The organism is Skermanella rosea (assembly GCF_016806835.2).
In the GTDB taxonomy this organism is placed as follows: Bacteria; Pseudomonadota; Alphaproteobacteria; order Azospirillales; family Azospirillaceae; genus Skermanella; species Skermanella rosea.
The window spans coordinates 2,836,718-2,857,301 of the sequence record NZ_CP086111.1; the positions used below are offsets into that span (position 1 = coordinate 2,836,718).

20 protein-coding genes are annotated in these 20,584 nt (G+C 68.8%); 14 read left to right on the top strand and 6 right to left on the bottom strand.

The genetic code is table 11. The features are described from left to right. The first annotated feature begins 115 nt into the window (after positions 1 to 115). Positions 116 to 814: a cyclic nucleotide-binding domain-containing protein gene (locus JL101_RS13085; RefSeq protein WP_203095472.1), complete on the top strand. Its 699-nt coding sequence runs from the start codon at positions 116 to 118 to the stop codon at positions 812 to 814. Here the strand turns inward: JL101_RS13085 and ubiV are convergent. The 5 genes from ubiV to JL101_RS13110 form a co-directional block, all read right to left on the bottom strand. Continuing rightward, on the bottom strand, positions 801 to 1,703 hold the full coding sequence (gene ubiV / locus JL101_RS13090; protein ID WP_407697427.1) for a ubiquinone anaerobic biosynthesis protein UbiV: 903 nt from the start codon (positions 1,701 to 1,703) through the stop codon (positions 801 to 803). The two genes, JL101_RS13085 and ubiV, sit on opposite strands and share 14 nt — an antisense overlap. Then, positions 1,700 to 2,689, bottom strand: a complete 990-nt coding sequence (gene ubiU, locus JL101_RS13095) for a ubiquinone anaerobic biosynthesis protein UbiU (RefSeq protein WP_203095474.1) — start codon at positions 2,687 to 2,689, stop codon at positions 1,700 to 1,702. Before ubiU ends, ubiV begins: the two co-directional genes overlap by 4 nt. Before the next feature lies 1 nt (position 2,690). Beyond that, on the bottom strand, positions 2,691 to 3,296 hold the full coding sequence (ubiT, locus tag JL101_RS13100) for a ubiquinone anaerobic biosynthesis accessory factor UbiT (protein ID WP_203095475.1): 606 nt from the start codon (positions 3,294 to 3,296) through the stop codon (positions 2,691 to 2,693). A 124-nt stretch (positions 3,297 to 3,420) separates the two neighbouring features. Further along, positions 3,421 to 5,463 carry a methyl-accepting chemotaxis protein gene (locus JL101_RS13105; RefSeq protein WP_203095476.1) on the bottom strand — a complete coding sequence of 681 codons (2,043 nt, stop codon included), beginning with the start codon at positions 5,461 to 5,463 and terminating at the stop codon, positions 3,421 to 3,423. Then, positions 5,460 to 5,765 carry a hypothetical protein gene (locus JL101_RS13110; RefSeq protein ID WP_203095477.1) on the bottom strand — a complete coding sequence of 102 codons (306 nt, stop codon included), beginning with the start codon at positions 5,763 to 5,765 and terminating at the stop codon, positions 5,460 to 5,462. Before JL101_RS13110 ends, JL101_RS13105 begins: the two co-directional genes overlap by 4 nt. A gap of 165 nt (positions 5,766 to 5,930) precedes the next feature. On the opposite strand from JL101_RS13110, the gene JL101_RS13115 reads away from it, so the two are divergent. The 11 genes from JL101_RS13115 to JL101_RS13165 all read left to right on the top strand — a co-directional run bounded on the left by JL101_RS13115 (position 5,931) and on the right by JL101_RS13165 (position 15,329). Further along, the gene (locus tag JL101_RS13115; protein WP_203095478.1) at positions 5,931 to 7,577 is read left to right on the top strand and encodes a nitrite reductase; all 1,647 of its coding nucleotides are present in this window, start codon (positions 5,931 to 5,933) and stop codon (positions 7,575 to 7,577) included. A gap of 84 nt (positions 7,578 to 7,661) precedes the next feature. Next, positions 7,662 to 8,426 carry a uroporphyrinogen-III C-methyltransferase gene (cobA, locus tag JL101_RS13120; RefSeq protein ID WP_228435434.1) on the top strand — a complete coding sequence of 255 codons (765 nt, stop codon included), beginning with the start codon at positions 7,662 to 7,664 and terminating at the stop codon, positions 8,424 to 8,426. Then, positions 8,419 to 8,742: a c-type cytochrome gene (locus JL101_RS13125; RefSeq protein WP_203095480.1), complete on the top strand. Its 324-nt coding sequence runs from the start codon at positions 8,419 to 8,421 to the stop codon at positions 8,740 to 8,742. The genes cobA and JL101_RS13125 overlap by 8 nt, the downstream gene beginning before the upstream one ends. Next, positions 8,739 to 9,905: a cytochrome D1 domain-containing protein gene (locus JL101_RS13130; protein WP_323374730.1), complete on the top strand. Its 1,167-nt coding sequence runs from the start codon at positions 8,739 to 8,741 to the stop codon at positions 9,903 to 9,905. Before JL101_RS13125 ends, JL101_RS13130 begins: the two co-directional genes overlap by 4 nt. 12 nt (positions 9,906 to 9,917) lie before the next feature. Beyond that, positions 9,918 to 10,364, top strand: a complete 447-nt coding sequence (locus JL101_RS13135) for an AsnC family transcriptional regulator (protein WP_203095481.1) — start codon at positions 9,918 to 9,920, stop codon at positions 10,362 to 10,364. Next, a complete protein-coding gene (gene ahbB, locus JL101_RS13140) occupies positions 10,355 to 10,858 on the top strand; it encodes a siroheme decarboxylase subunit beta (RefSeq protein WP_203095482.1) in 504 nt (167 codons plus the stop codon). The genes JL101_RS13135 and ahbB (JL101_RS13140) overlap by 10 nt, the downstream gene beginning before the upstream one ends. Positions 10,859 to 10,862: 4 nt before the next feature. Further along, on the top strand, positions 10,863 to 11,306 hold the full coding sequence (locus tag JL101_RS13145) for an Lrp/AsnC family transcriptional regulator (protein WP_203095483.1): 444 nt from the start codon (positions 10,863 to 10,865) through the stop codon (positions 11,304 to 11,306). Next, on the top strand, positions 11,303 to 11,803 hold the full coding sequence (ahbB, locus tag JL101_RS13150) for a siroheme decarboxylase subunit beta (protein WP_203095484.1): 501 nt from the start codon (positions 11,303 to 11,305) through the stop codon (positions 11,801 to 11,803). Before JL101_RS13145 ends, ahbB (JL101_RS13150) begins: the two co-directional genes overlap by 4 nt. A 14-nt stretch (positions 11,804 to 11,817) precedes the next feature. Beyond that, positions 11,818 to 13,017: a heme d1 biosynthesis radical SAM protein NirJ gene (nirJ, locus tag JL101_RS13155; RefSeq protein ID WP_203095485.1), complete on the top strand. Its 1,200-nt coding sequence runs from the start codon at positions 11,818 to 11,820 to the stop codon at positions 13,015 to 13,017. Continuing rightward, entirely contained in the window at positions 13,007 to 14,563 is a 1,557-nt protein-coding gene (locus JL101_RS13160; protein WP_203095486.1) for a cytochrome D1 domain-containing protein, read from the top strand. The genes nirJ and JL101_RS13160 overlap by 11 nt, the downstream gene beginning before the upstream one ends. Beyond that, the gene (locus JL101_RS13165) at positions 14,520 to 15,329 is read left to right on the top strand and encodes a CbiX/SirB N-terminal domain-containing protein (protein ID WP_203095487.1); all 810 of its coding nucleotides are present in this window, start codon (positions 14,520 to 14,522) and stop codon (positions 15,327 to 15,329) included. Before JL101_RS13160 ends, JL101_RS13165 begins: the two co-directional genes overlap by 44 nt. Positions 15,330 to 15,372: 43 nt before the next feature. On the opposite strand, the gene JL101_RS13170 is transcribed toward JL101_RS13165, so the two are convergent. Next, a complete protein-coding gene (locus tag JL101_RS13170; RefSeq protein WP_228435435.1) occupies positions 15,373 to 16,260 on the bottom strand; it encodes a ferritin-like domain-containing protein in 888 nt (295 codons plus the stop codon). 234 nt (positions 16,261 to 16,494) lie between these two features. On the opposite strand from JL101_RS13170, the gene JL101_RS13175 reads away from it, so the two are divergent. Beyond that, the gene (locus JL101_RS13175) at positions 16,495 to 18,618 is read left to right on the top strand and encodes a NosR/NirI family protein (RefSeq protein WP_228435436.1); all 2,124 of its coding nucleotides are present in this window, start codon (positions 16,495 to 16,497) and stop codon (positions 18,616 to 18,618) included. A 12-nt stretch (positions 18,619 to 18,630) separates the two neighbouring features. Further along, entirely contained in the window at positions 18,631 to 20,574 is a 1,944-nt protein-coding gene (nosZ, locus tag JL101_RS13180; protein WP_203095490.1) for a TAT-dependent nitrous-oxide reductase, read from the top strand. Positions 20,575 to 20,584 lie beyond the last annotated feature (10 nt).

Genomic DNA, 20,584 nt, shown 5'->3' on the forward strand with positions numbered 1-20,584 from the left:
CATGGCCTGTTGCCCCGTCGGATGCACCGTCCCACGCCCCGCCTGCGCCGCCCGATCCGATGGCCGCCGGACGCGCCATACCAGATGGACCGGTCGATCCCTGGATCCCGCTGGCGTGGCCGCCCTGCCGCTCTTCCAGCGGCTCGATGCGCATGTCCTGACTGACCTGCTGTCGGGCAGCACCGTGGCCAGGATGCCGGCGCGGACCGTCCTGTTCGCCGCCGGCGACGAAGCCGACTGCTTCTATGTCGTGCTGGAAGGCAAGGTGAAGCTGTTCGCCCTCAACGAGGGGGGAGAGGACAGCGTGGTGGAGGTGTTCGAGCCTGTCTCCTCCTTCGCGGAAGCCGCCATGTTCGCCAGCGGCAGCTTCCCGCTATCGGCGGAGGTGCTGGAGGAGGCCACCCTCGCCCGCATCCCCGCTGCACCATTCCTGCGCAAGCTCCGGCAGGACCGCGGGGTCGCCTTCACCATGCTGTCCAACCTGTCGCTCTGGCATCGCCGGCTGATGCGGGAGAAGGCGGCCCTCAAGCTGAAGACGCCGGTGCAGCGGGTCGGCGGGTTCCTGCTGTCGCTGACACCGGCGGACACCGGACCGGCGGTCGTCAGCCTGCCCTTCCGCAAGAACCTGGTGGCGAGCCGCCTGGGAATCGAGCCGGAAAGCTTCTCCCGCGTCCTCGCGCGCCTGCGCTCGCATGGGGTCGACACGGCGGGAATGGAGATCAGGATCGCGGAGGTGGCAGCGCTCCGAGACCTGTGCGGGGGCCGTGACGCCGGAACCGCCGCGACGAATCCGGCGTCGGTCAGGACAGGGTGAAGCCCGGCTTCGCGTGGTGGAAGCCGTTCTCCAGCGCCGCAGGGGCCACCATGCCGGCAAGCTCGGCGGTGACGGCGCCCGGATCGGAGCGACCCGCGAGCACGGCGCGGAACAGATCCGCGACCCGCACCATGTCCACCGAATGCGGCGATAGCCGGAACCGGCCGACTCCGGCGCGCCCGAGTCCGTCCAGCTCGGCGACCAGCGCCACATAGCCGTGGGACAGCGTCTGGGTGCCGTTGACCGCCAGGAACTTCTCGCCGTCCAAGGTGCGGACCTCCATGCCGTCGGCGTCCCTGCCGCAGACGAACTGGCAGCCGTCCTTGTGCAACCCATGGGCTCGGGCATGGTAGCAGCGCGCCGAGATGGCCAGAGGCGATCGCCCGAACGCCTGCACCTCGAGCGCCACGCCAAATTCGGCCGCGGCTTCACCCAGCGCCCGGACCGCCGTCGCCGACAGCTCGGGGGCCAGGCAAACCCGACGGGCGCCGCGCCGGACCAACCAGGCCAGGGTGGCCTCGTTGTAAACATTGACCAGCGGTCCGACCGCATGGGGGCGCCCGGCCAGCAGCGCGACGGCGCCCATATCGTTCGCCTCGACCATCACCGGGGCGCCGGCGACCAGATCGGCGGTGGCCCGGCGGTCCCGCTCGTCGGCGATCAGCGCCTGCGTGGCCAGCAGAATCTCCTTTCCCGCGGCGGCCAGCCGGTCGATCACGGCGGGCAGGTGGTCCGCGACGAAACCGGTCTGCTTGCCGCAGACCACCTCGCCCAGTATCACCGTGTCGACATCCGCCTCGTCGGCGATGCGGAAATGGAAGTCCCGCCAGGTTTCGGCCGGCCAGTTGAACAGAACCGGCCCGAGGGTGAGTTTGGGTTCCAAAATCATCTCCACCTCTTGTCATAGGCGCCGGTCGTGGCGCTCCCCCCCTCTGTCAAGGCGGCGAGCGAGGCCGCCGGAGTCGCGGCGCGTCCCCGCTCGAACGCGTCCAGCGCCGCGCGGTGGCTCGCCACCACTTGCGCAATGTAGGCGCGGCCGCGCTGCCGGCCTTCGATCTTGAGCCCGAGCACGCCGGCATCGCGCAGGTCGGGAAGCAGCGCCAGCGCGTTGAGGCTGGTGGGCTCCTCGAACAGGTACGAGGTGGAGCCGGCCGCGCGGAACCGCCCCTTGCACAGGGTGGGATAGCCGGCCTGCTCGTCCGCCGCGAACCGGTTGATCGTGAAGGGTCCGAGGCGCGACACCATCTCCGCGCCGCGGGTTTCGTAGCGGACGCTCGACGCCGGCGAACAGACACCGTTGAGGTTCGGGCTCTCGCCCGTGGCATAGGACGACAGCGAGCAGCGCCCCTCCGCCATCGGGCACATGCCGCCGAACACGAAGACCTCGGTTTCCACGCCCAGCGCGCCGTTCAACCGCTTGATCTCCGGCACGGTGAGGACCCTGGGAAGCACCACGCGCCGGATCCCGAATTCGCGCTGATACAACCCGATGGCGTCGGCGTTGGCAGCCGATGCCTGGACCGAGAGGTGCAGCCGCAGGCCGGAATGCTGCCGCGCCGCATAGTCGAGCAGCCCGATGTCGGCGAGGATCACGGCGTCGGCGCCGATTCGGGCCGCGTCGTCCACCGCCTGCCGCCAGGGTCCCGGGGCGCCGGCCCGGGGATAGGTGTTGATCGCGACGAACACCTTGACGCCGCGCGCGTGAGCCATGCGGACGGCGTCGCGCGCCTCGTCCCGGCTGAAGTTCAGACCGGGGAAATTGCGGGCGTTCGTCTCGTCGCGGAACCCGAGATAGACCGCGTCGGCGCCCGCCTCGACAGCGGCCCGCAGGGCGCCGGGCGTGCCGGCCGGGCAGATCAGTTCGAACCCCGCCATGTCAGCCCCGTCCCACGCGCAGGCCGGCACGCAACAGGTCCTCGATCAGCGGCACCGCGCGCCGCGCCAGCATCGCTCCCGGGCGCAGGATCGGCGCCAGATGGCCGGAAAGCGCGAGAAGATCCTCCATCAGGTCGATCTCCGCACCGTCCAGGGTGTTGCGCACGGCGAGCACCAGCGCGGTATCGCCCTCGACCGCGAGTCGGCGGCCGAAGAACAGGGCGTCCCCGTCGGTGTGGCCCTGAAGCAGGTCCAGCAGCAGTTGGAACCGGCCGCGGATCACCGCCTGCGCCGGTGCGCCGCGCCCGGTCAGCCCGAGCCGGGGGCGCGGCCCGACACGGAGGAGGAATGCCTGCGGAAGATCCACCGGATCGATCAGCAGCTCCGCGGGCGTCAGTTCGCAAAGCCGCCGGAACGCCTCTGGATGACGCCGCCCGAGGACGGCGATCAGCCGGTCGAATGCTGCCTGGACCAGCCAGTGCGGGAGGGGTCCGCTGGCGATCAGGGCGGCGCGGGCGAGCGCAGCCGACGCATCGGCGGTTCCTGCCGGCTCCAGGGCGGGGTCGAGCGAACCCGATGCCGACCGTGAGGAGGTATGTATGGACATGGGTTGCGGGTGTCTCCGTCGTGGAAAGGCGGGCACCCTGAAGGCAACATGGCCCGGCGGCCTTGACTCCGGTTAAGTGGCGGTCGCCGGGCGGGTCCGATGCGCCCGGCTCCCCGCCAGGCCGTCACGCGGCCCGGATGCCCGCGAGGAAGCGCTCGATGTTGCGGCGCAGGTCGCCGGCTTGGCTGCCGAGGACCCCGGCCGCCGCGAGCACTTGGGCGGCAGCGCTGCCGGTTTCGGCGGCGGCCCGCGTGACCCCGCCGAGGTTGCCGGAAACCTGGCGGGTACCCACGGCCGCCTGACCGACGTTCCGGCTGATCTCGGACGTGGTCGCGTTCTGCTCCTCCACCGCCGCCGAGATGGCCGCGCAGACCCCGTTGATCGTCCCGATGGTCGCCGTCACGGTCCGGATCGCCGACACCGCCTCCTCCGTGGCGTTCTGCATTGCGGAGATCTGGGTCGATATCTCCTCCGTCGCCGTCGCGGTCTGGCTGGCAAGGCTCTTCACCTCCGCGGCGACGACGGCGAAGCCCTTGCCGGCATCACCCGCACGGGCCGCTTCGATGGTGGCGTTGAGCGCCAGCAGGTTGGTCTGACCCGCGATATCCTGGATGAGCTGGGTCACGGTGCCGATCCGGGCGGCGGCGTCCGCGAGCATGCGGACGGTGCCGTCCGTACGCTCGGCATCGCCGACGGCCCGCTCGGCGATTTCGGTGGACATCGAAACCTGGCGCGCGATCTCCGAGATGGAGCAGCTCATCTCCTCGGCCGCGGAGGCGACCGTCTGGACGTTCACCGAGGTCTGCTCCGCCGCCGCGGCCGAGGCGGCGATCTGCCCTTCCGTCCTTGCCGCGGTCGCCGACATGCCCTGCGCGGTGGCGTCGAGCTGCGCCGCGGCGCTGCCCAGCGCCTCCAGGATGCCGGCGACGGTGCCGCCGAACTCGTCGATCAGGCTCTCCATCGTGGCTGCGCGCCGCTGCTTGGCGGCCTGCTCGTCGGCCTGCGCCGCGGCGAGCCGGTCGGCCTCGACGGCGTTCCGCTTGAAGACCTCCAAGGCTCCGGCCATGGTGCCGATCTCGTCATGCCGGTCCAGCCCTTGAATCACGACGGACCGGTCGCCGCCGGCCAGCCGGCGCATCACCTCCGTCATGCCCGCCATCGGGCGCGCGAACCGCTGGCGGACGACAAGGATCGCGCCGCAGGACACCAGTGCCGCCACGGCGAGAATGGCGGCATTGAGGAGCAGCATGGAGAAAGAACCGCTCGAACTGTCGGCCAGCCTGCTTTCGAGCACCTCGGAGGTCGCCTGCTGTAAAGCCAGGATGGCGTCGATTCCCTTCGTGGAAGCCGCGATCCAGCTCTCCGCCGAAACCCGATAGCTCCCGTCCCGGCCAGCCGCCAGGACTTCAGACCGGAGTTGCTGGAAGCGGATCAGGAATTCGGCTTCCACAGAGGCCAGCGGCGCCTTCAGCGACTCGCTGCGGGCCGCCGGCACGGAGAGGCTGTCCCACGCGAATTCGATCCGGCCGCGGTTGAAGGCGATCGTCCGGGTCTCGTCGGCGGTCAGCGGCCTGCCGGCGGCGATGGCAGCCCCGATGGCGGCTCGCTCCCGGCCGGCATACTCGCTCATTACCCATGCGAAATGCCGGATCTGCTGAAGTTCCGCGGCCGTCACGTCCGATCGGTTGACGTCCTGGCCCGCGGCCAGGCGAAGTCGCTGCGATGCCTCGATCAAGTCCGTGGCGGTCGGGATCCAGCGCCTTGAAAGATCGGGATCGCGCGCGGCCAGCGGAACCGCCAGGGCGGCATCGACTTCGCGACGGGCCGACGACAATGCCTGCCGGCTACTGTCCACATCTGCGACCAGGTCGGCTTTCCGCCGGAAATCCGGCAGCACCGCCAAGGCCGCCAGAGCCTGTTCCAAGGCTTCGTCCGCGGCCAGGCGCCGTTCAGCGATGGCCCTCGTGGCGTCGGCTCCCGCCGGTGCCGGAGCCGCCAGTGCCGAGTTGGTCCGGCCGCGTTCGAGCGCGAGGGCGCCTGCCGCGTCCAGCAGGGCGGAAACCATCGGGTTCGCCGCCCGCGCGTCTTCGGCCTGCTGGCGCAGACGCCACGCATCCAGGGACTGACGCCCCGCCGATATGAGGGACAACAAGGAAAGGATGATCACGACAAGGTATATCGTAGCCTTGATTGAAAGGCTGAAGCGAAGCATGGGGAGATGTCCGTTGTTTCAAACGGGGCGAGCAGGGCAAGGATTGGCCCCGATCCCACAATAATTCCATCAGCGTTAAGTTCCGTTTGTAAATAACCGGTAAATTTTTTTGCGTTATTACTATTGTCGTACCTGATCATACAAATATCATGCTCGGGCATTGCCCCGCGCTGCTTCGGCAGCGGCAGTTCCCGGACGAACGGGCGAGTCAAAGTTGCGACATGCCCTGCGGTTTCCAGTCTCTTGATCCTGATCAAGATGGCTCCGCGCCCGGCGGGCCATGGTGGCGGCGCACCGGGAAGATTCTCACCGGCGCACTGCGAAATAACCAAAGTCAAGTCCGCCCGGACGTGCGGGTGATAGCTGATACGGCGACTTCGTCCATGGGAAAACACCCGATGAAAAAGCTTGGATTATCCAGTATGGCCCTGGGCATGGCATTGCTCGCCTCGTCCGCCCTGGTCGGCATCACCGTTTCCTCCGCCAGAGCCGAGGAAGCGGCCGCCAATGCAGCCGTCCCCACCCTGTCGCCCGCCGAGTTCGAGGAGGGCAAGCAGATCTATTTCGAACGGTGCGCGGGCTGCCACGGCGTGCTGCGCAAGGGAGCGACCGGCAAGCCGCTGACCACCGACAAGACCCGCGAACTGGGTTACGAATACCTGCGCGACTTCATCACCTACGGATCGGCGGCCGGCATGCCGAACTGGGGCACGTCGAACGAACTGACCGAACGCCAGATCGACATCATGGCGCGCTACGTGCTCAACGAGCCGCCGCAGCCCCCGGAGTGGGGCATGGCGGAGATGCGTGACAGCTGGAAGCTCCACGTGCCGGTGGACAAGCGCCCGACCAAGCAGATGAACGGCCTGGACCTCGACAACCTGTTCTCGGTCACGCTGCGCGACAGCGGCGAGATCGCGCTGATCGACGGCGCCTCCAAGCAGATCGTCAAGATCATCAAGACCGGATACGCGGTCCATATCTCCCGCATGTCGGCCTCGGGGCGCTATCTCTACGCGATCGGCCGCGACGGCAAGATCGACCTGATCGACCTGTGGATGCCGGAGCCGACCACGGTCGCGGAACTGAAGATCGGCATCGAGGCGAGGTCGGTCGAAACCTCCAAGTTCCACGGCTGGGAAGACAGGTTGGCCATCGCCGGCTCCTACTGGCCGCCGCAATACGTCATAATGGATGGGCCGACGCTCGAACCGGTCAAGATCGTCTCAACCCGGGGCATGACCGTCGACACCCAGGAGTACCATCCGGAGCCGCGCGTCGCCTCGATCGTGGCCAGCCACTTCAATCCGGAATTCGTCGTCAACATCAAGGAAACAGGCCAGATCCTGATGGTCAACTATGAGGACGTGCAGAACCTCAAGGTGACCACCATCGGGGCCGAGCGTTTCCTGCACGACGGCGGCTTCGACAGCACCGGCCGCTACTTCCTGGTCGCCGCCAATGCCCGGCACAAGGTCGCCGTGGTCGATACCAAGCTGGACCGGCTCGCGGCCCTGGTGGATACCGGCGGGCTCACGCCGCATCCCGGGCGTGGCGCCAACTTCGTCCATCCCAAGTTCGGGCCGGTCTGGGCGACCAGCCACCTGGGCGACGAAACCATCTCGTTCATCGGCACCGATCCGGAGAAGCACCCGGAGAACGCCTGGAAGATCGTGGACACCGTCCGCGGCCAGGGCGGCGGATCGCTGTTCATCAAGACCCATCCCAAGTCCAGCAATCTCTGGGTCGACACGCCGCTGAACCCGGACGAGGAGATCCACGGATCGGTCGCCGTGTTCGACATCAAGGACCTGGGGAAAGGCTACGCCGTCCTGCCGATCGCCGAATGGTCCGGCATCAAGGAGGGTGCCCGCCGCATCGTCCAGGGCGAGTACAACAAGGCCGGCGACGAGGTCTGGTTCTCGGTCTGGAACGCGAAGGACCAGGAGTCGGCCATCGTGGTCGTGGACGACAAGTCCCGCACCCTGAAGCACGTGATCAAGGACAAGCGCCTGATCACCCCGACCGGCAAGTTCAACGCGTACAACACCAAGATGGACGTGTACTGACCGGCAGGCCCCACGGGGGCGGGCATCCGCCCGCCCCATCCGTCCAGCACCGCCCTCTTCCAGCCGATGGGGACATTTCCGACCATGCCCATGCCTCGCGTCCATCTCGTGGGGGCCGGCCCCGGCGACCCGGACCTGCTCACGGTCAAGGCCCTGCGCCTGATCCAGGCGGCCGAGGTCGTCGTCTATGATCGCCTGGTCCCCCGGAAGATCCTCGACATGATTCCGCCGTCCGCCCGCCGGATCTTCGTCGGCAAGGCGCCGCGCAACCACAGCCTTCCGCAGGAGGACATCAACCTGCTGCTGGTCGATCTGGCCCGCGGGGGAAAGCGGGTCGTGAGGCTGAAAGGGGGCGATCCCTTCATCTTCGGGCGGGGAAGCGAGGAAGCCCTGACCTTGGCCGCACACGGCGTCCCGTTCGAGGTCGTGCCCGGCGTCACCGCCGCGGCCGGCTGCGGCGCCTATGCCGGCATCCCGCTGACCCATCGCGGCCTCGCCACGGGCGTGCGCTTCGTGACCGGGCATTGCCGGAACGACGGCGAGCCGGACCACGACTGGCGCGGCATGGCCGACCCCGACACGACGCTGGTCTTCTACATGGCGCTCGCGAACCTGGGGATGATCCGCCGCGAGCTTGTCGCCGCCGGGCTCGATCCCGCGACCCCCGCGGCCGCCGTTTCCGGCGGAACCACCGATGCCCAGCGAAGCGTCGTCGCGACCCTGGGCACCCTGCCCGAGATCCTGGCCCGGCAGCCGCCGGCCCCGCCCTGCCTGATCATCATCGGCCGCGTCGTCGCCCTCGCCCCGGAACTCGCCTGGTTCGGCGAACGGGAACTGGCCGATGCCTAGGCTGTCCGCCGCCTGCGTCGCCCTGGCCCTGCTCCTGGCGGCGCCCGCGCTGGCCGACCGGCCGGCCGCCGCCCGGCAGGAGATGCTTCGCCACATCGTCCGGCAGGATTGCGGATCGTGCCACGGCATGACGCTGAACGGCGGCCTCGGATCGCCGCTCCTGCCGCAGACGCTCGACGGCGTTGCCGCCGAGAGCCTCGCCGACATCATCCTGAACGGCATTCCCGGCACGCCGATGCCGCCCTGGGCCGGTCTGCTCGACGCCGACGATGCCCGCTGGATCGCCGTCGAACTCAAGAAGGGATTCCCGCCATGAAGCGCCTGGCCGTTTCCGCGCTGGCGGCGCTGCTGCTCGGCGCCTGCGCCGGTCCCGAACCGCGCGTCCCCGAACTCCGCGGTACCGGCGATCTCGGCGTCGTGGTCGAGCGGGCATCGGGCCGCGTGGCGCTGGTCGAGCACAGCCACGACACCGTGCTGGGCCGCGTCGAAGGACTGGGCGATCTCAGCCATGCCGCGATCGTCTTTTCCCGGGACGAACGGTACGCCTACGTCTTCGGCCGCGACGGCGGACTGACCAAGGTCGATCTGCTGACCGGGACGATCGCCGGCCGGATCGTCCAGGCCGGCAACAGCATCGGCGGGGCGATCTCGGAGGACGGCAGGCTGGTCGCGGTCGCCAACTACGAGCCGGGCGGCGTGCGCGTCTTCGATGCCGGGACGCTCGCCCCGGTCGCCGACATCCCGACGGGCTCCAAGGTGGTCGGCCTGGAGGACGCGCCGGGCAACCGGTTCGCGTTCAGCCTCTACGACTCGGGAGAGATCTGGCTCGCCGACCTGGGCGACCCGGCGAGTCCCCGGATCACCCGGTTCGCCGGCATCGGGCGGCAGCCCTACGACGCGCTGGTAACGCCGGACGGCCGCTACTACATCGCCGGCCTGTTCGGCGAGGACGGCCTCGCCATGCTCGACCTGTGGAACCCGGAGGCCGGGGTCCGCCGGGTGCTGCAGGGCTACGGCCGGGGCGAGGCCGCCCTGCCGGTCTACAAGATGCCGCACCTGGAAGGCTGGGCGGTCGCCGACGGGCGCGCGTTCATCCCCGCGGTCGGTCGGCACGAGGTGCTAGTGGTCGATCTCGCCACCTGGACCGAGGTCGGCCGGATCCCCGTGCACGGGCAGCCAGTGTTCGTCATGGCCCGCCCCGACGGGCGGCAGGTCTGGGTGAATTTCGCGCTGCCGGACAATGGCGTCGTCCAGGTGATCGATGTTCGGTCGCAGGCGGTGGTCCACCGGCTCGACCCCGGCCCCGGCGTGCTGCACCTGGAATTCACCCCGCGCGGCGAACGGGTCTGGCTGTCGGTCCGCGATGCCGATCAGGTCCAGGTCTACGACACCCGCACCTTCGAACGCGTGTCGACCCTGCCGGCCGAGAAGCCCAGCGGCATCTTCTTCACCACCCGCGCCCACCGCATCGGCCTTTAGGACACGCGTATCATGGATGCCCTGGATCAGCGGCTGCTCGACGAATTCCAACGCGATTTCGGCCTGACACCCCGCCCCTATGCCGATATCGGCGCCCGGCTCGGCCTGGACGAGGCAGAGGTCATCGACCGGCTGCGCCGCCTGACCGGCGCCGGCGCGATACGCCGGATCGGCCCCGTCTTCCGACCCAACCGGGTCGGCGCCAGCACCCTGGCGGCGCTGGCGGTGCCGCCCGACCGCCTGGAGGAGATCGCGGCCGTCGTCGGCGGCTACGCCGAGGTCAACCACAACTACGCGCGCGAACACCACCTGAACCTGTGGTTCGTGGTGACCGCACCGGACGCCGGGCGCGTCGGCGAGGTGCTGGAGGAGATCGCCCGGAGCACCGGGCTGACGCCCCTCGATCTGCCGCTGGAACGGGATTTTCACGTGGACCTGGGATTTCGGCTATGGAACTGAACGAAACCGACCGCCGGCTGATCGGCGCCCTTCGCCGGGGCCTGCCGTTGGTCGAGCATCCGTACGCGGCGCTGGGCGCGGAACTGGGGCTTGACGAGGGGGCCGTCATCGCCCGCCTCCAGCGCTTCATGGAACGGGGGCTGATCTCCCGCTTCGGCGTCGTCGTCGATCACGCGGCGCTCGGCTTCGACGGCAACGCGATGGTCGTCTGGGATATCCCGGACGCCGACGTGGAGGGGGTCGGCCGCATGTTCGCAGGCCTGTCCTGGGTAAGCCTGTGCTACCGCCGCCCCCGCCGCCTGCCGCACTGGCGATACAACCTGTTCACCATGATCCACGCCCGACAACGCGCCTTCGTCGAGGACCGGGTCGGCGTGATGACCGTCCTGGCTGACTCGGTGGTCCAGGCGTCGGCGATCCTGCACACCACCCGGCGTTTCAAGCAGACCGCCGCGTGCTACGGCACTGCCCCTGCCGCCGCTGGGGAGGCGTGATTCCATGGACGGTACCGACCGCCGCCTGATCGACCGCCTGCAGGACGGATTTCCGCTGGACGACCGGCCTTTCCAGGCGATCGCAGCGGAACTCGGCCTGGACGAGGACGACGTGATACTACGGGTGCGGCGCCTGCGCGAAACCGGCGTGCTGACCCGCTTCGGCCCCCTGTTCCATGCCGAGCGCATGGGCGGCGCGCTGCTGCTGGCCGCCCTCAAGGTGCCCCCGGAGGATTTCGAGCGGGTCGCGGCCGAGGTCAACGCCCTGCCCCAGGTGGCGCACAACTACGCCCGCGACCACGCCTTCAACATGTGGTTCGTGCTGGCCACCGAGACGCCCGAGGGTATCTCCGACGCCATCGCGGAGATCGAGCGGCGCACCGGCCTGACCGTCCATCCCATGCCCAAGCTGGCCGAATACTTCGTCGGCCTGAGGTTCGCCGCATGACCCGCCTTCGCCAAACCGCCGGTCTCGACGACCTGGACCGCCGCCTGGTCCTGGAAACGCAGGAAGGCCTGCCGCTGGAGCGGCGCCCTTACGCGGTGCTCGGCGAGCGACTCGGCATTTCCGGCGAGGAGGTCCGCGAACGGCTCGCCCGGCTGATCGACGGCGGCCAGATCCGCCGGATCGCCGCCGTGCCCAACCATTACCGGCTCGGCTACACCCACAACGGCATGACCGTGTGGGAGGTGCCCGAGGACCGGATCGACGATGCCGGGGCGCAGGTCGGCGCGCTGCCCTTCGTCAGCCACTGCTACCACCGGCGGCCGTCGCCGCCGGACTGGCCCTACACCCTGTTCGCCATGGTCCATGGCCGCAGCCGGGACGAGGTCGAAGCCCAGGTCGCGACGATCGCGGCCCTGCTCGGCCCCGCGAGCCGGGGGCATCAGGTGCTCTACAGCACCCGGATCCTTAAGAAGAGCGGCCTGCGTCTGTCGGCGTGAGGAGAAAAGAAAGCATGTTCCGTCTCAGCCAGTTCATCGCCCGGCTGCGATCCGACGCCGCGGTCCGGGAGCGGGTTCCCGCTCCCGATGGCCGGGGCGTCCGTCCCGTGGTCATCTGGAACCTGGTGCGCCGCTGCAACCTGACCTGCCTGCATTGCTACGCCCACTCGGCCGACCACCAGTTTCCCGGCGAGCTGACGACCGCCCAGGCACTGGAGGTTCTGGACGACCTGAAGGGTTACGGCGTGCCGGCGCTGATCCTGTCCGGCGGCGAGCCCCTGCTGCGGACGGACCTGTTCGAGCTGGCGGCCCATGCCCGCCCGATGGGAATGCACCTGGCGCTGTCCACCAACGGCACCCTGATCGACGATGCCATGGTCGGGCCGATCGCCGGCGCAGGGTTCGACTATGTCGGCATCAGCCTGGACGGGCTGGGGGCGACCCACGACCGGTTCCGCCGCCGGCAGGGCGCGTTCGAGGCGTCCCTGCGCGGAATCCGCCTGTGCCGGGATGCCGGGCTGAAGGTCGGCGTCCGGTTCACCCTGACCCGCGACAATGCCGCGGACCTGCCGGGCCTGCTGGATCTGACGGCGCGCGAGGGGATCGACAAGTTCTACCTGTCGCACCTGAACTTCGCCGGTCGGGGCAACACCAACCGGGGCAGCGCCGCCATGCGCGAGACCACGCGGCGGGCCATGGACCTGCTGTTCGAACGGGCGCTTGCGGATGCGGAAGCCGGCTCCAGGCGGGAATACGTCACCGGCAACAACGACGCCGACGGCGTCTATTTCCTGCATTGGGCGTCCCGCCGCTTTCCCGGGCGGACGGCGGACGTGCGCGCGGCGCTGGAACGCTGGGGGGGCAACGCGACCGGGATCGGCGTCGCCAACATCGACAGCCTGGGCAACGTCCATCCCGACACGATGTGGGCGACCCATACGCTGGGCAACGTCAAGGAACGCCCGTTCAGCGAGATCTGGGCGGGAGCGGACCGGGAAGACCCGATCATGGCGGGCCTGCGGAGCCGGCCGCGCGCGGTCGGCGGCCGGTGCGGCACCTGCGGCCATCTGGCGATCTGCAACGGCAACACGCGGACCCGCGCGCTTCGCACCTCCGGCGACGTCTGGGGCGAGGATCCCGGCTGCTACCTGACCGGGGGCGAGATCGGCACGCCCGCCCCGAACCCACCGCAGGAGATGCGACATGCGTCGTGATATCGCCGCCGCGGTCCTTGCCCTCGCGCTCGCCGCGCCCCCGGTCCTGGCCGCCGATCCGGCCGCCCTCTACACCCGGCACTGCGCCGCCTGCCATGGCGGCGACCGTCTGGGCGCGCTCGGCCCCGCCCTGATCCCGGAGGCGCTGGGCCGGATGAAGCGCGATGCCGCCGTGGGCGTGATCGCGGCGGGCCGCGCCGCGACCCAGATGCCGGCCTTCGCCGACCAGCTCTCCACGGAGGAGATCGCGGCCCTGGCGGACTTCATCCAGCAGCCCCTGCCGGCGGTCCCGTCCTGGGAACTGGATGATGTCCGGGCAACCCACGACATCGTCAATCCGCCGGCCACCCTGCCCGACCGTCCGGTGTTCGACGCCGATCCGATGAACCTGTTCACCGTGGTCGAGGCCGGCGACCATCACGTCACCATCCTGGACGGCGACCGCTTCGTCCCGCTGGCCCGGTTCCAGAGCCGGTTCGCGCTGCATGGCGGCGCCAAGTACTCGCCCGACGGCCGGTTCGTCTATCTCGCGTCGCGCGACGGCTGGGTCACCCAGTACGACATGTGGAGCCTCCGGATCGTCGCCGAGGTGCGAGCCGGCCTGAACACCCGCAACATCGCGGTGTCGGAGGACGGGCGCTTCGTCATGGCCGGCAACATGCTGCCCCACAACCTGGTGGTGCTGGACGCCCGCGACCTGACTCCGCTGAAGGTGATCCCCGTCGCCGACGGCAAGGGTAGGACCTCGCGGGTCAGCGCGGTCTATACCGCCCCGCCGCGCAAGAGCTTCATCGTGGCCCTGAAGGACATTCCCGAGATCTGGGAGATTTCCACTTCGGAGACGTCGCGCCCGGTCTTCGGCGGCTTCGTCCACAGCCACGAGGCCGGCATGGTGGAGGCGGTCGGCGTGCAGCAGGGCCTGTTCGCCACCCGCCGCATCGCGCTTGCCGACACGCTGGACGATTTCTTCTTCGATCCCTCCTACACGAACCTGCTGGGAGCCTCGCGCGACGGCGCCGGCGCCCAGGTGGTCAACCTGAATGTCGGCCGCCCCATCGCCGCCGTTCCGCTGCCCGGCATGCCGCACCTGGGATCGGGCATCGCCTGGCGGTCGGAAGACCGGACCCTGATCGCCACGCCGCACCTGAAGGAGTCCGCGATCAGCATCATCGACGCGGCGACCTGGAAGACGGTCAAGCGGATCGACACGCTGGGTCCCGGCTTCTTCATGCGCAGCCACGAGAACACGCCTTATGCCTGGACCGACGCGTCGCTCAGCCCGCGCCGGGACACGATCCAGATCATCGACAAGAGGACGCAGGAGATCGTCCGGACGCTGACGCCGGCGCCCGGCCGGACCGCCTCGCACGTCGAGTTCACCCGCGACGGCCGGCACGCGCTGGTCAGCCTGTGGGAGGACGACGGCGCGCTGATCGTGTTCGACGCCGCGACCTTCGAGGAAGTCACCCGCCTGCCCATGCGCAAGCCATCGGGGAAATACAATGTCTGGAACAAGATACGCTTTTCAGAGGGCACCAGCCACTGATCCCGGCGCCGGGCCGGGTAACGGCCGGGCGCTGCTGCTGTTCGCCCACGGCACGTCGGACGGAGCCGGGGCCGAGATCGCCGACCGCCTGGCGGCCGAGTTGACGCACCGGGACCTGTTCGACGAGGTGGCGGTCTGCTTCTCCTTGCAGGATCCGCGTCCGGCGGAAATCCTGGCGCGCCTGTCGTCGCCCCGGATCTTCGTCGTGCCGCTGCTGGCCTGTGACGGGCGAATCACCCGCGACGTTCTGCCGGGCCTGATCGGGCTGGCGGACGGACGGGAACGGGTGACCCTGTGCCCGCCGGTCGGCCAGCATCCGGGGATAGCCGGGATCGTCGCCGGCATGGCGGGCGCCGCCGCGGAAGCCGCCGGGTTCGTCCCCGGGGCCACGACGGTCCTGATCGCGGGGCACGGCCACCGCCATGACCCGACTTCCGCCGGCGCCGCCCGCCGGTTGGCGGAGCAGGTGCGCGCCGACGGGTCATGGGGGGCGGTCGACTGCGTGTTCCTCTCCGAAACGCCGACGGCCCGGCACTGGCGGACGGTGTCGTCCACCCCGGACACGATCGTCGTGCCCTACTTCATCTCGGGCGGCCGGCACGAGGCGGTCGATCTGCCGTCCCTCGTCAAGGCCGGCGAAAGCGACGTCTCCGACGGTCGCCGGGTGGTCTTGACGCCCGCCGTCGGGCGGGCGCCGCAACTCGCTTTCCTCGTCCTCGACGAGGTTTTGGAAATGGCGCGGAACCGGGCGCCGGAGATGGCATGACGGAGCCAAACGGCACCGTTCCGATCCGGCACGATCCGACCCGTCAGCGCGATCTCTCGGCGAGCCGGACCGCATGTCCGACGACGATGCCGAGAAGGCGTTGCGCCTCCAGCAGGACGGCTTCGTCCCTGGTGCGTTCGGCGATGTCGGAGAAGGTTTCGGCCATCTTCTCCAGCGCCGCCGCCGAACGCAGGTTCCGCCCTTGGCCGAGGACCGGATCGACCGGCACCGGGGCCGGTCCGGGGCCCGTGATCAGAGGCGTCAGATCGTCGGCGATTCCGGCAAGCGTGCCGGCGTCGTCCGTCTTTCCGGCACGATCGAGCGCCGATGCGGCGGCCCGCAGGATACCGACCGTCTCACCCGCCAGCGCGGAGGCCAGGGACGCCAGAGCGGCGAGATCCTCGACCCGCACCGCCGCATCGCCGCTTTCCCGGCGGGACGCCCTCCAGGCCTTCCGGCGCTGACGCCGCAGTTTCGCGGCGTGGTCCAGCTCCTCCATCGCCAAGGCCCGGGCCTGCTCCCTCACCGCTTGGTCGGTCGCCGCGGAGACGATATAGCTGTAGAAGGCGAACGCGCGTTCCTCGTTCAGCACGGCCAGCGACAAGGCGCGATACGGCGTAAGATCGCTGCGTCCGGCCAGTTCCTCCCAGGAGGCGGCGATCTCCGGCGGTAGCCGCCAGACGAAAGGCGCGCTGTCGGGCACATGGCCGATCCGCTCGGCAGAGACGGACGCCACCGCCTCCACATGTCGGCGCTCCTCCTCCATCAGCGCCCGGAAGGTTGCCGCGGTCTCCACGGCGCCGCGTCCATCCATCATCCCTGCCAGTTCACGGTAGCGCAGCACGGCCTCCCGCTCGAGCGCGAGGGCGATGCCGAGCAGGTCGGCCGATGAGGTGACCGGGGCGACCGGTTCCTGGCATAGCAAATTCACGCCCCCGCTCCATTTCATGATCGGTTCAAGGTGCCGGACCATAAACTGAAAAAACCGACATCTATTTGACCTCAATCAAGTCCGCCGTGACCAACAGAGCCTCTTATGAACCGACAAGAGATTCATGCCGTTGACACTATCGGCACGGTCTCTTGATAAATGTCAATTTCTCTGGCACGGATCATGGCGTTCTCATCGTGGCGAATACTTGGGCTGAGGAACGGAATCGTCGCAATGCTGGTGGTTTCCATCATCAGCTCCGTCTCGACGGTCGCTCAAGCCGCGGTGCCGTTGCTGGGCCAGTATCTCTCCAGGGCCGAGCCGGCCGAGCTGTTCGCCGGAGCCGACAGGTTCGGGCCGATCCAGGACGGGGTTCCCGTCGCCCCGGTCCTTCAGGGCGACAAGCTGCTGGGCTACGCCTATCTCAACTCCGACTTCGTCAATACGACCGGATATTCCGGGCGGCCGATCCATGTGCTGGTCGGGCTTGGAACCGATGCTCGAGTCGCGGGGGCCAAGCTGGTGGATCACCATGAGCCGATCGTCCTGATCGGCATCCCGGCCGAACGCATAGACCGGTTCATATCCGGCTACATCGGCCGGAGCGTGGTCGAACTCGCGGGCCAGACGTCGTCGAGCCCGCCGGTGGACATCGTCTCCGGGGCCACCGTCACGGTCATGGTGATCGGCGACAGCATCGTCCGGTCGGGCCGGAAAGTGGCGCAGGCCCTGGGTTTGGCCGGCGCCGGTGCCGTCGCCGCGAAACCGCGGCGCGCGCTGGAGCCTGGCCGGGGCGAGGTCGAGGACTGGCCGACTCTGGTGGGTGACGGTTCGGTCCGGCGGCTGGCGCTGACGGTCGGCGACGTCAACGCCGCCTTCGAGCGGAGCGGCAAGCCGGAAGCCGTCGCACGGCCCGAGCCGGGCGCTCCGGACGAGACCTTCATCGACCTTTACGCGACCCTGGTTTCCATCCCGGCCATTGGGCGCAGCCTGCTGGGAGAGGCCGAATACCAGTCGCTCGCCCGGAAGCTCAAGCCGGGACAGCACGCGCTCCTGGTCGCCGGACAGGGCCGCTACTCGTTCAAGGGCTCGGGCTATGTGCGGGGCGGCATCTTCGACCGGATCGAGCTCGTCCAGGGCGACACCGGAGTCAGGTTCCGCGACCGCACCCACTTGAGGCTGGGCGGCGTCGCGGCCGCCGGGGCTCCCGACTTTCCCGAAGTCGGCCTGTTCATGATCCCCGAAGGGACGGAGTTCGACCCGGCCGAGCCGTGGCGGCTGTCGCTGCTGGTGCAGCGGGCCACCGGCGCGCTGGAGAAGGCCTTCGTGTCGTTCGACCTCGGCTACCAGCCTCCCGACAAATACCTGGGCGACCCGATCGCCGCGGCGCCCGCTCCGGCCGCGGCCGCAGCCGCCGCTCCCGCCCGGGAGGATGAACCGCCCCCGGAAACGCCGCTGTGGCAAAGGATCTGGCAGGGCCGGCTGCTCGATATCGCCGTCGCGCTGAGCGCCATCGGCATCCTTACCGGCCTCTTCTTCTTCCAGGACAGCCTGGTCCGCCGCCCGGCCCTCTACCAGCGGGTCCGCATCACCTTCCTCCTGTTCACCCTGGTGTGGTTGGGCTGGTACGCCAAGGCGCAGCTGTCGGTCGTCAACGTCTTCACCTTCGCCGACGCGCTCCGAACGGAGTTCCGGTGGGACTATTTCCTGATGGACCCGCTGGTCTTCATCCTGTGGTGCTCCGTCGCGGCCTCGATCCTGTTCTGGGGGCGCGGCGCCTTCTGCGGCTGGCTTTGCCCCTTCGGGGCTCTCCAGGAGCTTCTGTACAAGGTCGGCCAGGTGCTCCACCTGCCCAAGGTGAAGGTGCCGTTCGGCCTGCATCAGCGGCTGTGGCCGATCAAGTACATCATCTTCCTCGCCCTGTTCGGCCTGTCGATGTACTCGCTGTCGGCGGCGGAACGGGGTGCCGAGGTCGAGCCGTTCAAGACGGCGATCATCCTGCACTTCGTCCGGGACTGGTGGTTCGTCCTGTTCGCCGCGGCGCTGCTGGCGGCCGGGCTGTTCATCGAGCGCTTCTTCTGCCGATACCTGTGCCCGCTGGGCGCGGCACTCGCCATTCCCGGCCGGATGCGGATGTTCGACTGGCTGCGCCGCTACAAGGAATGCGGCAGCCCGTGCCAGCGCTGCGCCAACGAGTGCCCGGTCCAGGCGATCCACCCGGAAGGCCATATCAATCCCAACGAATGCATCCAGTGCATGCACTGCCAGGTGCTCTACCACCATGACCAGAAATGCCCGGTCATGATCCAACGGCGTCTGAAGCGCGAAAAGCGCGCCGCCGGATCTTCGCTAGCCTGATGGAGTTGAACGATGCGTGATGAGAACGAGAAACCGACGGGCATCGACCGCCGCCACCTGTTGGGCGGCACCGCCAAGGTCGCCGCGCTGGCGGGCCTGACCGGCGCCCTCGGCGGCGCCGCGGTGACGACGGCCGGCGGCTCCGTCTTCGGTTCCGGGACCGCCCTTGCGGCATCCGGCGGGACGAAGCAGAGCGCCGAGGTGAAGCCCGGCGACCTCGACGAGTATTATGTCTTCCACAGCGGCGGGCATTCCGGCGAGGTGCGCATCATGGGCGCGCCCTCCATGCGCGAGCTGATGCGCATCCCGGTCTTCACCCGGTGCAGCGCCACCGGCTGGGGACAGACCAACGAGAGCCGGAAAATCTTGACCGAGGGGCTGACCGACGAGACCCGCGAGTTCCTGAAGACGCGCGGCGGCGTCTACCAGAACGGCGACCTGCACCACCCGCACATGTCGTTCACCGACGGCACCTACGACGGGCGCTACATCTTCTGCAACGACAAGGCCAACACCCGCGTCGCCCGCATCCGCGCCGACATCATGAAGCCGGACAAGATCATCGAGATCCCGAACGCCTCGGCGATCCACGGCCTGCGGCTCCAGAAATATCCGCGCACCGGCTATGTGTTCGCCAACGGCGAGCAGCGCGTGCCCACGCCCAACATCGGCAAGATCCTGGACGAGCCGACCAAGTACCGCTCGCACTTCACCGCGATCGACGGCGACACGATGAAGGTGGCGTGGCAGGTCTGGGTGGACGGCAACCTGGACAACACGGACGCCGATTACCAGGGCAAATACGTCTTCTCGACCTGCTACAACTCCGAGGAGGGCGTCACCACCGCCGAGATGACCGCCAAGGAGCAGGACTGGCTGGTCGTCTTCAACATCAAGCGGATCGAACAGGCGGTGAAGGACGGCAAGGTCGAGGTGATCAACGGCGTTCCGATCGTCGACGGGCGGCACGGCAATCCCTATACCCGGTACATCCCGATCCCCAACAGCCCGCACGGCGTCAACACCGCTCCCGACGGCATCCACGTGACGGTCAACGGCAAGCTGTCGCCGACCGTGACCGTGCTGGACGTGCGCCGGCTCGACGATCTGTTCGACGACAGGATCAAGCCGCGCGACGTGGTGGTGGCGGAGCCGCAGCTGGGCCTCGGGCCTCTCCACACCGCCTATGACGGACGCGGCAACGCCTACACCACCCTGTTCCTGGACAGCCAGGTGGTGAAATGGAACATCGCCAAGGCGATCCGGGCCTTCAAGGGGGAGAAGGTCGATCCCATCGTCCAGAAGCTGGACGTCCATTACCAGCCCGGCCACCTGCACTCCTCCATGGGGCAGACCAAGGAAGCCGACGGCAAGTGGCTCATGGTGCTGAACAAGTTCTCCAAGGACCGCTTCCTGAACGTGGGTCCGCTGAAGCCGGAGAACGACCAGCTGATCGACATTTCGGGCGACGAGATGAAGATCGTCCATGACGGCCCGACCTTTGCCGAGCCCCATGACACGCTGATCGTGCATCGCTCCAAGGTCAACCCGGTCAACGCCTACCGGCGCGACGACCCGATGTTCGCCGACGCCGTCAGGCAGGCGAAGGCGGACGGCGTCGATCCCGAATACGACAGCAAGGTGATCCGCGACGGCAACAAGGTCCGGGTCTACATGACGGCGCTGGCCCCGGCCTTCGGGTTGGAGGAGTTCACCGTCAAGCAGGGCGACGAGGTCACCGTCTACGTCACCAACATGGACGACGTGGACGACCTGACCCACGGCTTCTCGCTGACCGGCTACGGCATCGCCATGGAGATAGCTCCGCAGGCGACGGCTTCGGTGACCTTCACGGCCGACCGGCCCGGCGTGCACTGGTACTATTGCCAGTGGTTCTGCCACGCGCTCCACATGGAGATGGGCGGCCGCATGCTGGTCGAGCCGCGCGCGGTCTGAGGACTGGATC